The organism is Paraburkholderia fungorum, assembly GCF_003610895.1.
GTDB lineage: Bacteria > Pseudomonadota > Gammaproteobacteria > Burkholderiales > Burkholderiaceae > Paraburkholderia > Paraburkholderia fungorum_B.
In genome coordinates this window covers 267,557-280,007 of record NZ_MCAS01000001.1, presented here as the reverse complement: position 1 = coordinate 280,007, position 12,451 = coordinate 267,557, and the positions used below count along the sequence as shown (strand labels likewise).

Below are 12,451 nucleotides of genomic sequence, written 5' to 3'. Positions count from 1 at the left end.
ACATGACTGCGATAGTGCGAATCGACGACGAAGTCGTGGACGTTTCCGAGTTTATTCGTCTTCTGAAATTGACCGGCCAGTTCGAAAGCCTGATCGAGCAGATCGTGCGCGACAAGCTCACGGTGCATGCGGCGAAGAAACAGGGTATTGCGGTCACGGCAGATGACATCCAGCAGCGCGCCGATCAGTTCCGCCGTGTGCGCGGCTTGCATCGCGCGACGGATATGAATCAGTACCTCGATGCGCTCGGCGTGAATCTCGACGAATTCGAAGCCTTCATTACGGACGGGCTGTATCAGGAGAAGATGCTCGACGTGGTTGGCAACGAGGCAGCGATCAAGGACTACTTCGCACTGAATTCGCCGAAATTCGATGCGATCGAGGTGAGCCATATCGTGCTCGACAGCGAAGGCAAGGCGAAGGAAATGATCTCGTACCTGCATGACGATCCCGACAGCTTTGCCGACATGGCGCGCGAGCATTCGATTGCGGATACGCGCGAAGCCGGTGGCGTGATCGGGAAAGTGTTGCGCGGATCGTTGAAGCCGGACATCGAAGCGAAGATTTTCAACGCGGCGGTGGGCGATCTGCTCGGACCGTTTCCGTCGGCGGATCGCTCGTGTTTCGAGATTTTCGCCGTAACGGCGAAATATCCGGCAACGCTCGACGCGGACGTGGCCGCTGAAGTCAGACGGCTGCTGCGCGAAAACTGGTTGATTGCGCGCGCGCAGGAGCATGTGATCGAAGCGCGCTAACCGCGCTAACCGCGCTAACCGCGCTCATCGCGTACCTCGCAATCGCATGCGCATCGCAGCATACGCGCAACGCAACATCGGGACGCAAGGTAAAGCAAGGCTACGCACAGCCGAATCGAGGCCCGCACACTTATGGATGCACCCCAGACCGCGCCCTCCACCGCTGAGTTTCTCACCTCGGTGGAAATCCTCTCGCCATTTTCGCGCGACGAGATCGAGCGTCTCGCCGAATACGCGCAGGCACGCTTCTATTCGTTCGGCGAAACGGTGTGCTCGGCAGGCGAAACGGCCGACGGCCTCTACGTCGTCCGCTCGGGTTCGGTACGCATCTTTACCGAGGAACATGGCAAGGAAACCAGCATGGGTGTGCGCAAGACCGGCGAAATTTTCGCCGATATTGCGATGTTGCGCGCCTATGTGCATGAGGCTTCGGTGCGGGCGTCGGCAAAAACCGAGTTGTTGTTCATTCCGCGCGCCGCGATCGAACCCGTGCTCGCCGTCAATCAGGCCGCGTTGGCATTCGTCGCGAGCTACGTGGCAATCAACTCGGCCGGTGGTTTCGTCGCGCAATTATTCGATCTGCGCGGCAAGCTCAATAAGGCCGAACTCGAAGAATATGTGCGCAGCGTCGGCGTGAAACGGGTGGCCGCCGGCAAGGAGATTCTCAGGCAGGACGGACGTGACGACCGGCGGCTCTACGTGGTGCGGCAGGGCGAGGTGCGCATTGTCCGTCATGAAGAGGGCCATGACTACACGCTCGCGACACTAGGCGAAGGCGAAATCTTCGGCGAGAAAGCTTGCTTGATGCGACAGGAGCAGATGGCGTCGGTCGTAGCGGCGATCGATACGCGGCTGCTGGTGATCCCCGAGCGCACGGTTCATTTCATTCTGGAGCGCAATCCGAAGCTGCGTGAAGTTCTGGATGAGCGGATCCGTTATGGCGACCGCGAATTGCAACGGCAAAAGCGCCTCGAACAGCGGCGCAAGTTGCCGCTGATGCTCGATCTGCAGACCAAACCGGAGTTCGGCGAGAAGGTCATCAAGCGCTTCGCGCTGGTCGAGCAGGCGGAGGAAATGGATTGCGGCGCGGCGTGTCTTGCCATGGTATGCCGCCACTACAACATTCCGATGACGCTCGGCAAGCTGCGCGAACTCGCCAACGTGACGACGCAAGGCGCGACGCTCGACAGTCTTGCACGCGCGGGCGAATCGCTCGGCTTCACCGCGCGCGGCGTGCAATGCACATTCGACTCATTGCGCGGTTTCGAGCTGCCCTTCATTGTGCATTGGGAGGGGTACCACTACGTCGTGGTGTATGGGCTGTCGAAAGACTACGTGTGGGTCGCCGACCCGGCGCTCGGTTTCAGGAAAATGACGGTGGAGGATTTCGAGCGTGGCTGGAGCGGCACGTGTCTGCTCTTTACCGGTGGCCCGGATCTCCTGCACATATCGGCCGCGCGTTCGCCGTGGATACGGTTTGTCGGCTATCTCAGCCCGTACAGGAAGATTCTCGGCCACCTGTTCCTTGCCACGTTCGTTATTCAGGTGCTCGGCGTGATTCCGCCGCTCATTATTCAGAACATCCTCGACGGGGTGATCGTGCATCAGAACGTCAGTCTGCTGCATTTGCTGATCGGCGGCCTGATTATCGCCAACGTGTTCTCGCAGTTGATGTCGTCGATTCGCGCGTATCTCGCCAATTTCATGGTGCGCAACATGGATTTCGCGATGATGTCCCAGTTCTTCAAGCACACCATGTCGCTACCGTTCTCGTTTTTCGCCAAACGCAAGACCGGCGACATCTTCGCGCGTTTTCAGGAGAACCAGACTATCCGCGCCTTCCTCACCGAGTCCACGGTGACCACCGCGTTGAATCTGCTGATGGTGTTTATCTACTTCACCATCATGTTCGTCTACAACGTGAAGATGACGCTGGTGCTGATCGCGTTCGTGATACCGATCATGGCGCTGACCGCGCTGGCCACGCCGAAGATCAAGAACTACGCGCGTGAGGTATTCACGGCGTCGACCGAATCGAAATCATTTCTGATGGAAGCGCTCGCCGGTGTCGAAACCGTCAAAGGCATGGGTATTGAACGGCCGGTACGTTTGCGCTGGGAGAAGAAATACGCGAAGGCACTCGAGGTGCAATACCGGGCGCACGCCTTCAACATTCTGGTTGGGCTTGGCAGCCAGTTGCTGAACGCGGCGACCACGATTGCGATTCTTTGGGTGGGCGCGAATCTGGTACTGGCGCGCGAAATGACCATCGGTCAGTTGATCGCTTTCAATGCCTTCATGGGCAGCGTACTGGGTCCGCTGATGGGCCTGGTGGGTTTATGGAGCATGTTGAACGACGCGGGCGTGGCGATGGAGCGCCTTGGCGACGTGCTCGACATCGAGCCGGAACAGAAACCGCAGGACTTACCGTCACGCGTGATGCTGCCTGAGTTACAGGGCGAAATCAGCCTCAACGGCGTCTATTTCCGCTACGGCGAAAACGACTCGGCGTACGTGCTGGAAAATATCAGCTTCGACATCAAGCCCGGCGAACTGGTGGCGATTGTGGGCCGCAGCGGCTCCGGCAAGACGACGCTTGCTAAGTTGCTGGTCGGTTTCTACGCGCCGACCGAGGGCAAGATGACGATCGACGGCTATGACCTCGGCGTGGTCGATAAGGCCTATTACCGCGCGCAGATCGGCTATGTGATGCAGAGCAATCTGCTGTTTTCCGGCACGATTGCCGAGAACATAGCGAGCGGTGACGACGCACCCGAACGGCGCCGCATCGAGGAAGTCGCAAAAATGGCCGACGCGCACGCGTTCATCAGCAAGATGCCGCTCGGCTATGAGCAGATTGTCGGCGAACGTGGCATTGGCTTGTCGGGTGGGCAAATCCAGCGGTTGTGCATCGCGCGGGCGCTGTACCACGATCCGCGTCTGCTGGTTTTCGACGAGGCAACCTCAGCACTGGATTCGCAATCGGAAAGCAATATCCTCGGCAACATGCACGATATTCTGCAGGGGCGAACCGCGGTGATCATCGCGCATCGGCTCAGCACCATCATGCGTGCGGACAAGATTCTGGTGCTGTACGAAGGGGCGATCGTTGAACAGGGCCGTCACGATGAACTGATCCAGCGTGGCGGCATGTATTACCAGTTGGTCCAGAAACAGTTGAGTGCGTGATGAAGATACTCGACCAGGTAGAAGAGCTCAGCCCGGCGATTTCGTACGCGGGCCTGATCGAACGCATCGAGATTCTGCGCTCGACGCTGCGCTGGTCCTCACGGCTCGAACGCGCCGATATCGACAAGCTGCTCCGGCAAGCCACCTCGTTACGTGACGAGGTCATGCAGCTCTCGCACAAGGAGCGTTTTGTCCAGGCCGCGACGGCCGCGGAACCTGGCGCTTCTGCCGACCAGTCGCGAGGTGCGCGCAGGAAAGCGTTGATCGAACGCAGTTTCATTTTCGAAGGGACCTTCGGCGACAATCCGCGTTTGCTCGAATCGCTCGAAATTGCCGAGAAGGCGGCGCCGACCGATTTGCCGGTATTGATCGATGGCGAAAGCGGGACGGGCAAGGAGTTGATGGCGAAGGTGATTCACGCGAATGGCTCGCGCTCCGACAAACCGTTCATCTCCGTCAATTGCGGGGCGATTCCGGACAATCTGCTGGAGTCGGAATTGTTCGGCCATCGCAAGGGCGCGTTTACGGGGGCTTCGAATGACCGCAAGGGAAAATTCGAAAGCGCGCATACCGGTACGATCTTTCTCGACGAGATCGGCGAGTTGCCGCTGGCTGGGCAGGTGAAACTGCTGCGTGTGCTGGAAGCTCACGAGATCCAGCGCGTGGGCTCGGATGAAACGATTGCGGTCGATACGCGTATCGTCGCGGCGACCAATCGCAATCTACGGCAACTCAGCGAAGAGGGTAAGTTCCGCGAGGATTTGTTCTACCGTCTCAGTGTGATTCACGTGACGTTGCCGCCGCTGCGCGAGAGGCGCGATGAGATTGCACTGCTGATTGCATGGTTCGGCGACGAGGCCGCCGGCACGCTGAAACGCAGGCCCGTCAGATTGACGCCGCGTCTGAGGGACTTTCTGCTGAGCTACGCATACCCCGGCAATATTCGCGAACTGCGCAACGTGATGTATCGCGTGTCGTGTCTGGCCGGGGAGATGGCGGATATCGACCATCTGCCGGTGGATATGCGGCCGGCCATGCCCGGTTCAGCCGCGGCGCTGTCCCACGCGGGCACGGCGACGGGGCAGGAGCCGATTAGCGTGGCGAATCTGATGTCGCTAAGCGAGGCGAAGCGCGCCGCGAGCGACGATGCCGAGAAAGCCTTCCTGGAGCGCGGCCTTCGGGAGGTGAGCGGCACCGTTGCGGAACTGGCCCGGCGCATCGATATGAACCGCTCGCATCTGCAAATGCTGCTGAAGAAGCATGGCCTGCATTCAAAGGATTTTCGCAACCGTAACGCGCCGCCTGCGGACAGGAACGGCAGTGACGAGCAAGACGACGAAGACGCTGATAGTTGAAAGCACCTTCTTCAAGGCGCGGGGTTCAGCAGAGTCTTGTCCGACGCATACGGATCCTCCGCGTGCACCACCACCGCGGTGACATTGTCGCGTCCACCGTGAGCAATGGCCAGTTCAACCAGCTCGTCGGACGCGCGCTCACATGCCACCGAGGTCAGCACCGCCAGTATTTCCGCATCGCTGACTTCGTTGCTGAGCCCGTCGCTGCATAGCAGGAAGACGTCACCATCCGCAACTTCGATTGCATCGTCATCGAGTTCGAGCACATCGGTTGCGCCGACCGCGCGCGTAATCATGTGCTGCGCCGGATGATGCCGCGCCTGTTCGTCGGTAATCACGCCGAGGGACTTGAGCTCTTCCACCTGACTATGATCGCGCGTGAGTTGCCGCAATTGTCCGTCGCGATACAGATAGAGGCGGCTGTCGCCGGCCCACAGGTAGCCGCAGAAGCGGTCGCACGCGAGCAGTACGATAACCGTGCTGCCGATCCGTTGCACCTGGCGGCGCGCGGCTTCATCCCGCAACTGACGATTGGCTGTTTGCAGTCGCGAGCGCGCGTCGGCGATGCCGGTTTTCATGGCAAGCGGCGGCGTCAGGCGGCTCAGCGCGTCGATCACGAGACGGCTCGCCAGATCGCCGACCGCGTGTCCACCCATGCCATCGGCGACGGCCCAGCGCCCGGGTTCGGGCTGGTCGAGGCAGGCGTCTTCGTTGACCTCACGCACGCGTCCGACGTCGGAACGCGCGGACGACTTCCATCGAAATTGGCTTGGACAAGTCACAAGAGCTACACCGTATCGTTTCTGCTGCGTGCGTCCGGGGAGACGTTGATGTTCGAGTTCGCGCCGGTGTTGCGCACATCCACCGACTGGAACGTGTTGATCATCTGGTTAGCATAGAAGTTGTTCGAAATGTCGTACAGGTTCACAACCGGACCAATGCTCGGCGTTTCCCGCACATAGGGCTGAATCCAGCCGTATACCCAGGGCGCACCGCCGCCGCCGCGGATCGCCGCCATCGCTTTACGGTCGAGCGCGAGGTTGAGGGAGAGGTCGTTCACCGTGATGGAAGCCATGTCGTTCTCCGGTTGGCAGCGTGCGTTGAGCGCGTGATTGAAAAGGAATTGGGCGTAATGGTGCAAATGCCATGCCAATTTGCGACGCGTGCGCACGCTTTCACGTAACGCATTGATTGCGCGGCGATTCCAGACGCTTATACATGCAGCGCCGGTTCACGCGGGGGCGCAAGGGTCGGGAGGTACCCAACATCCGGGCGCGCATACCGGTGTGGGACCCAACACCTCAGGCAGGTCTCGTGACGTTCGCACTGGCAGGCGAGACCGCTCTGCCGGCGCTTCAGAACGATCGACGCAGACCAACACATCGGCGCGATTTCTGTCGGCTCACAACGGACACTTGCTGGGCCCAACATTGCTGGAAATTCCTGCGAGCCCTTTAAATCAAGGCTTTCGCTCGCATGGCCCGGATGATGCAAAAGATCTCGCAACAGTGTTGGATATTGAAGCGAGGCCAGCCATGAACACCCACTTTCTTCCGGCGAGCAGCGAAGAGCGCGACGCGCAATGCGACGAAGCGCCGACTATCGACCTGCCGATCGGCGCACATCTCGTCACGCAACGGCAAGGCTATGAGCATCACGGCATTTACGTCGGCAATGGCCGCGTAGTTCATTACGCGGGCTTTGCGAGTTCGGCGCATCGCGGTCCGGTGGAAGAGGTGGAATTGACCCGCTTCGCGGCCGGCCATGCATTGACGATCCGCGCGACTCCGAGCGCCCGCTATGTCGGCGATGAAGCCGTGCGCCGTGCGCGCTCCCGCCTCGGAGAAAACCAGTACCGCCTGCTTACGAATAACTGCGAGCACTTCTGCGCGTGGTGTCTGCTTGGCGAAAGCCGCAGCGAACAGGTGCATTGCTGCCTGAGGCACCCGCACGCCGGCGTGCTCACGCTGGTGTGTCTGGTGAAGGCGTTTGTCGAGCGTGCTGCAAAGAATAGTCAGACTGCCGTCCAGCTCGCCTGAGCGAACGCGAACGGACAGAGCGAGTTCAGGAACTGAAGGAATAAACGAATAACGGATTCAAGGAGCACATCATGGTTACGGCAGAAAAGACCTTGCACTGGGCCGTCGATAAATGGCTCGCGCCGACACCGTCGATGCCCGCGCGCGTTGTGCGGTTTTGCCACCGCGGGTCTCAGCGCCAGCGCTACGTCTGCGTGGAAGCATTGCGCCCCGGCGGTCTGCTGTCGATCTTTTTCTTCCGTCATGACGACGGCTCATGGAATGTGTTTCCGCCGCAAGCCGAACGGCCCGCCATGAATGGCTATCGCCACGCGGCAGTTTGCTAGCCTGGTCCGAACGAAGCCGCCTCCTTGCTGATCCACTGACTGAATAACTGCATGGCCGGTGTCATCGGCTTACCCTTCAGCCACGTCAGCCAGTAGCTGCCGGCATGAACTTCCACTTCGAATGGGCGCACCAGCCGGCCCGTATTGATCTCGTGATCGAACATCAGCGCGGGCGCCAGTGCGATACCCGCACCCTGCATGGCCGCTTCCGCCATCAGCCGCGATGAATCGAACACGGGGCCGCGAATCGGCCGGGGCGGGATGCCGGCGGCCGCGAACCAGCTTGTCCAGTCATCGACCCGGTAGGAGCGCAGCAAGGTTTCATTGGCGAGGTCAGCCGGTTCGGACAGACGTCTGGCGATTTCAGGTGCGCACAGAATCGCGAGCGGCGCGTGCAGCAACCGGGTGGCGAGCGAGCCTGGCCAGGTGCCGTCGCCGAAACGAATCGCGAAGTCGAGGCCTTCCGTGGCGAGGTCGACCAGATTGTTGTTCGTCAGCAGACGCAGCTCGACAAACGGATGCGCTTCGCGAAACGACTTGAGCCGCGGCATCAGCCAGCCCACCGCGAAGGTCCCCACCACGCCGAGCGTCAATACCTCATGAAAGTGGCCGCCTTCGAACTGCTTGAGCACGGCTTCGATGCGATCGAACGCGTCGGTGAGGACAGGGCGTAGCGCGAGGCCCTCGTCCGTCATCGCCAGTCCGCGCGGTAAACGCTTGAATAGCGCAGTGCCGAGCCGCTCCTCCAGCGTCCTGACCTGCTGGCTCACGGCCGCCTGGGTGACGTTCAACTCGAGCGCGGCGCGCGTAAAGCTCAGATGCCGCGCGGACGACTCGAAGGCACGCAGCGCATTCAACGGGAGATTCGGTCTCATGGCGAAGGCACAAGTTTTTCTAGGGGACCGACTAACTTATCATCGTTTGCCAACCGGCGGGGGAACGTCGATAGTTGCGGCTTCACATAAGGAGCGGCGATGATCACAAGACGGAAATTCGCAGGTGCGATGCTCGGTGTCTCGATAGCTGGGGTTGCGCTTGCTAGCGGCGGCGCGTTCGGGAAAGTGGCAAAAACGGGCGCCGCGAGGCAGGGTGGCGGCGCAAGCGGAGTGGAGGCGATCCGCCAGCGGCTCGCGCAGATCGAGGTGGAAAGCGGTGGGCGGCTCGGCGTTTCGATTCTCGACACGATGTCCGGCTTGCATGCCGGTTTGCGCACGGACGAGCGCTTTCCGATGTGCAGCACGTTCAAGCTGCTGGCGGCGGGGCTTGTGCTGACGCGCGTGGACCACGGTCAGGAGGATCTGGACCGGCGCGTTGTGTTTTCGAACAGCGATCTGGTGCCGTACTCGCCGGCCACCGGCCAGCACACGCGCGAGCGCACCGGTGACGCAGGGATGAGCGTCGCCGACTTGTGCAAGGCGGCCCTTACGCTCAGCGACAACACCGCGGCCAATCTGCTGCTGGCAAGCTTGGGCGGTCCCGCCGCTGTGACCGCGTTCGCGCGCAGTATCGGCGATGGCGTCACGCGTCTGGACCGTAACGAGCCGACGGTGAACGAAGCGACGCCCGGCGATCCGCGCGATACCACCACACCAGGCGCCATGCTCGGCAATCTGCGCGAACTGCTGCTGGGCGAGCGTTTGTCCTCGCCCTCACGTGCGCAACTGCTGGCCTGGCTGGCTGCCAATCAAACCGGCGGCGAACGGATTCGCGCGAAGCTGCCGAAGGATTGGGGCGTGGGCGATAAAACCGGCACCGGCGATCATGGCACGGCAAACGACATCGCGATTCTTTGGCCACCAGGGCGCGGGCCGATTCTCGTGACGGTCTACCTCACCGGCACGAGCGGCGATGCGGCGCGCAGCAATGCAGCTATCGCCAATGTCGGCGCATTGGTGGTGGCGTCGGTTTGATCGAAGCGTGCGTTGACCGGGCATGCGTTATCGCACGCAACTTGGCGTAAAATTTCAGCTTCGATATGAAGCCAGTGAGCGACGCTAATTCATGCCAACGCCTGCGGACAAATCAAACTCAAAGGAAACCGAGGGCGTTGCCGTCATCGATCGTGCCTGCGCGATCCTGTTCGCCTTCAGGCCGGACGACGCCGCGCTCACGCTCGCGGAGCTCGCGGCGCGCACGGGGCTCTACAAGAGCACGCTGTTGCGGCTCGCGGGCTCGTTGATCCAGCACCGCCTGCTGCTGCGTCTGGACGACGGCCGCTATCAACTCGGTTCCGCGACCTTCATGCTCGGCGCGCTGTATCAGCGCAGCCTGAACGTCGGCGATATTCTCGTGCCGCTGATGCGCGATCTCGCGGAAACGAGCGGCGAAAGCGTGTCCTTCTATGTGCGTGACGAAGCAGTGCGCGTGTGCCTGCATCGCGTCGACTCCACGCATGCGGTGCGTTTTCACGTGCGCGAGGGTGACGTGCTGCCTCTCGAAAGCGGCTCGGGCGGGCATGCGTTGCTGGCATTCGGCGGCGCGCCAGGCGCGCCGTACGAGAAGATTCGCGAGGACTTCTACTGTGTGTCGATCGGCGAGCGCGATCGGGAAACGGCGGGGATCTCAATGCCGGTATTCGGTGTGCGTCAAAGTTTGCGAGGCGTGCTGACGCTGGCAGGTCCAAGCTCGCGTATCGATCAGGCGTTTTTCGAACACAATCTCGACGCGTTGTTCGATTGCGCCGCGCGCGCCACGGATGCGTTAGGTGGCGACTCGCGCGCGATGCGCAACGCGCAGCGGCGCGCGGCCGCGGTTCAGGACAGGTGACGCTCGGGCTTGCCCGTGTAGGTATAGTTCATCTGGCGCGGCATCGGGCCTTTGTTGCGCTCGTTGCGTCCGCGTTGTTCCCACGCATGCGACAGAATGCCGACCGCACGTGACAGGCAGAACACGCCGCGTGCCAACTCCGGCGCAAAGCCGAGTTCCGCATAGATCACGGCGGTTGCGCCGTCGATATTCATCGGCACCGGTTTGTTCTTGCGCTGCTTGAGCAAGGCCTCGATGCCGCGCGCAATGGCGGCGTATCGTCCGTCAATACTTCGTTGTTCGACGCTTTCGTCCACGAGCGCGAGAAGCCGGATTGCCCGCGGATCGACTGGATGGAAGCGGTGTCCGAAGCCGGGCAGATACTTGCCGCGTTCAGCGGTAAACGCATCGACACCCTGGGCGACGGCGTCTTCCAGCGTGGCGCCTGCATCCATTAGTGCTGCGATCGAATCGTACAGTTCGACCGCCTGCTGACCGGCGCCGCCATGCACGTCATCGAGCGCATTGATCGCCGAGGCCATCGCGCCGTTCAACGGCAAACCGCAACTGGTCGCCATGCGTGAGATCGCTATCGACGGGGCGTGCGGGCCATGATCCACCGATGCCACCAGCGCCGCTTCGAACAAACGCGCTTGCGCGGCATCCGGCAGTTCGCCGCGCAGCATCAGCCAGATCATCTGCGGAAAACTGACGTTGCCGATCAACTCCTGAATCGGAAAACCCCGCACCTTGATCGAGCCAGGATGAATATCGATGATCGAGGTGCTCCAGTACTCGGCGGCGAGCCTCGCGGGGTCGAATGCTTGCGTCATGTTCAGATCACTCCCTCGGAGCGTAGATGGTCGATTTGTGCGTCGTCATAGCCGAGCGCGGCGAGATGCTCGCGCGTGTGAGCCGACAGAACGGGCGCGGGGGTGGCCGGCGCTGTGTCGGCATCGGAGAGACGAAAGCCCGCGCGGGTGACGCGTTGCCGTTCAGTCGTGCCGTTGCCGGCGAATTCGCGGATGAACTCGCGCGATTCCAGATGCGGGTGCGCGAGGATCTCCGGCACCGACATGACGCGCCCGGCCGGCACGCCTGCTTCGAAGAATTTAGCTTCCCAGTTTGTCGCGCTGTCGCTTGCCAGCGCCGCTTCGATTTCGGCCTTCAATGCCGCGCGATTCACCTTGCGCGCGTTGCGTTCGGAAAAGCGCGTGTCGTCGAGCAGATCGGGGCGGCCAATCAGGTGGCACAGGCTCGCGAACTGCTTGTTCTCGTTCGCGGCGATATTGAGCGGCCCGTCGCCGGTTTTGAAGGTGCCCGAAGGCGCGGCGGTGAAGTTCTCGTTACCCATCGGCTCGGGCGTGACACCGGCGTTCAGATAGTTCGAGACAACCCAGCCCATCGTCGCCAGCGTGGCTTCCAGCATCGAGACGTCGAGCATGCGGCCGTGGCCGCTCGCGCGGGCATCGATCAGCGCGGCGCAAATGCCGAACGCGGCCGTGAGACCGCCCACGGTGTCCGACACCGGATAGCCGACGCGCAACGGTGCACTGCCGGCGTCGCCGGTCACGCTCATCACACCCGAAATGCCCTGAATGATCTGGTCGTAGGCGGGACGTTTCGAAAACTCGCCGTCCATGCCGAAGCCGGAGATCGCGCAGTACACGAGCTTGGGATTCACCTCGCGCAACGCGTCGAAATCGAGGCCGAGCCGTGTCATGACGCCGGGCCGGAAGTTTTCGACCAGCACGTCCGCCGTTTTGACGAGCTCGCGCAAAATGGTCTTGCCGCGCGGGTCTTTCAGATTGAGCGTGAGGGACTGTTTGCCGGCATTCACCGCAACGAAGGACGCTCCCATGTTGCGCATCGACGCTTCCTTGTCGGCGCCCAGACGCCGGGCAAGATCGCCCCCCTCGGGATGCTCGACCTTGATCACGTCCGCGCCGAGCAGCGCGAGTTGATACGCGCAAAACGGTCCCGCCAAAACATTCGATAAATCCAGTACCCGCACTCCAGCTAAGGGCAGTGTCATCTTTGAA

12 protein-coding genes are annotated in these 12,451 nt (G+C 61.4%); 7 read left to right on the top strand and 5 right to left on the bottom strand.

Features of this window, described 5'->3' with window-relative positions:
- Positions 1–2 precede the first annotated feature (2 nt).
- From BCY88_RS01160 to BCY88_RS01150, 3 genes are all read left to right on the top strand, one after another.
- A complete protein-coding gene (locus BCY88_RS01160; protein ID WP_120342436.1) occupies positions 3–755 on the top strand; it encodes a peptidylprolyl isomerase in 753 nt (250 codons plus the stop codon).
- Between the two features lie 132 nt (positions 756–887).
- A complete protein-coding gene (locus BCY88_RS01155) occupies positions 888–3,944 on the top strand; it encodes a peptidase domain-containing ABC transporter (protein ID WP_120342435.1) in 3,057 nt (1,018 codons plus the stop codon).
- Complete coding sequence (locus tag BCY88_RS01150; protein ID WP_120342434.1) at positions 3,941–5,299, top strand: sigma-54 interaction domain-containing protein; 1,359 nt, start codon at positions 3,941–3,943, stop codon at positions 5,297–5,299. The genes BCY88_RS01155 and BCY88_RS01150 overlap by 4 nt, the downstream gene beginning before the upstream one ends.
- 11 nt (positions 5,300–5,310) lie before the next feature.
- Here the strand turns inward: BCY88_RS01150 and BCY88_RS01145 are convergent, their stop codons facing one another.
- Both BCY88_RS01145 and BCY88_RS01140 read right to left on the bottom strand, forming a co-directional pair.
- Positions 5,311–6,081 carry a PP2C family protein-serine/threonine phosphatase gene (locus BCY88_RS01145; RefSeq protein WP_120342433.1) on the bottom strand — a complete coding sequence of 257 codons (771 nt, stop codon included), beginning with the start codon at positions 6,079–6,081 and terminating at the stop codon, positions 5,311–5,313.
- A 5-nt stretch (positions 6,082–6,086) separates the two neighbouring features.
- A complete protein-coding gene (locus tag BCY88_RS01140; protein ID WP_054035641.1) occupies positions 6,087–6,374 on the bottom strand; it encodes a hypothetical protein in 288 nt (95 codons plus the stop codon).
- Positions 6,375–6,834: 460 nt separating this feature from the next.
- On the opposite strand from BCY88_RS01140, the gene BCY88_RS01135 reads away from it, so the two are divergent.
- Positions 6,835–7,338: a lecithin retinol acyltransferase family protein gene (locus BCY88_RS01135; protein ID WP_120342432.1), complete on the top strand. Its 504-nt coding sequence runs from the start codon at positions 6,835–6,837 to the stop codon at positions 7,336–7,338.
- 71 nt (positions 7,339–7,409) lie between these two features.
- On the top strand, positions 7,410–7,664 hold the full coding sequence (locus tag BCY88_RS01130) for a hypothetical protein (RefSeq protein WP_120342431.1): 255 nt from the start codon (positions 7,410–7,412) through the stop codon (positions 7,662–7,664).
- Here the strand turns inward: BCY88_RS01130 and BCY88_RS01125 are convergent.
- The gene (locus BCY88_RS01125) at positions 7,661–8,539 is read right to left on the bottom strand and encodes a LysR family transcriptional regulator (protein ID WP_120342430.1); all 879 of its coding nucleotides are present in this window, start codon (positions 8,537–8,539) and stop codon (positions 7,661–7,663) included. The genes BCY88_RS01130 and BCY88_RS01125 overlap by 4 nt on opposite strands.
- A 99-nt stretch (positions 8,540–8,638) precedes the next feature.
- Here BCY88_RS01125 and bla point away from each other — a divergent pair, with 99 nt between their 5' ends.
- Positions 8,639–9,574, top strand: coding sequence for a class A beta-lactamase (gene bla, locus BCY88_RS01120; protein WP_120342429.1), 936 nt, complete (start codon positions 8,639–8,641; stop codon positions 9,572–9,574).
- A 91-nt stretch (positions 9,575–9,665) separates the two neighbouring features.
- Positions 9,666–10,430: an IclR family transcriptional regulator gene (locus tag BCY88_RS01115; protein WP_120342428.1), complete on the top strand. Its 765-nt coding sequence runs from the start codon at positions 9,666–9,668 to the stop codon at positions 10,428–10,430.
- On the opposite strand, the gene BCY88_RS01110 is transcribed toward BCY88_RS01115, so the two are convergent.
- Positions 10,418–11,242, bottom strand: a complete 825-nt coding sequence (locus tag BCY88_RS01110; RefSeq protein WP_120342427.1) for a citryl-CoA lyase — start codon at positions 11,240–11,242, stop codon at positions 10,418–10,420. The two genes, BCY88_RS01115 and BCY88_RS01110, sit on opposite strands and share 13 nt — an antisense overlap.
- A 2-nt stretch (positions 11,243–11,244) precedes the next feature.
- Entirely contained in the window at positions 11,245–12,444 is a 1,200-nt protein-coding gene (locus BCY88_RS01105; RefSeq protein WP_120342426.1) for a CaiB/BaiF CoA transferase family protein, read from the bottom strand.
- Positions 12,445–12,451 lie beyond the last annotated feature (7 nt).

What these genes read in the sequence shown, in the direction of transcription:
- BCY88_RS01160 (WP_120342436.1), top strand. Translation starts at nt 3, where the DNA reads ATGACTGCGATAGTGCGAATCGACGACGAAGTCGTGGACGTTTCCGAG.
- BCY88_RS01155 (WP_120342435.1), top strand. Translation starts at nt 888, where the DNA reads ATGGATGCACCCCAGACCGCGCCCTCCACCGCTGAGTTTCTCACCTCG.
- BCY88_RS01140 (WP_054035641.1), bottom strand. Translation starts at nt 6,374, where the DNA reads ATGGCTTCCATCACGGTGAACGACCTCTCCCTCAACCTCGCGCTCGAC.
- BCY88_RS01135 (WP_120342432.1), top strand. Translation starts at nt 6,835, where the DNA reads ATGAACACCCACTTTCTTCCGGCGAGCAGCGAAGAGCGCGACGCGCAA.
- BCY88_RS01130 (WP_120342431.1), top strand. Translation starts at nt 7,410, where the DNA reads ATGGTTACGGCAGAAAAGACCTTGCACTGGGCCGTCGATAAATGGCTC.
- BCY88_RS01125 (WP_120342430.1), bottom strand. Translation starts at nt 8,539, where the DNA reads ATGAGACCGAATCTCCCGTTGAATGCGCTGCGTGCCTTCGAGTCGTCC.
- bla (WP_120342429.1), top strand. Translation starts at nt 8,639, where the DNA reads ATGATCACAAGACGGAAATTCGCAGGTGCGATGCTCGGTGTCTCGATA.
- BCY88_RS01115 (WP_120342428.1), top strand. Translation starts at nt 9,666, where the DNA reads ATGCCAACGCCTGCGGACAAATCAAACTCAAAGGAAACCGAGGGCGTT.
- BCY88_RS01110 (WP_120342427.1), bottom strand. Translation starts at nt 11,242, where the DNA reads ATGACGCAAGCATTCGACCCCGCGAGGCTCGCCGCCGAGTACTGGAGC.
- BCY88_RS01105 (WP_120342426.1), bottom strand. Translation starts at nt 12,444, where the DNA reads ATGACACTGCCCTTAGCTGGAGTGCGGGTACTGGATTTATCGAATGTT.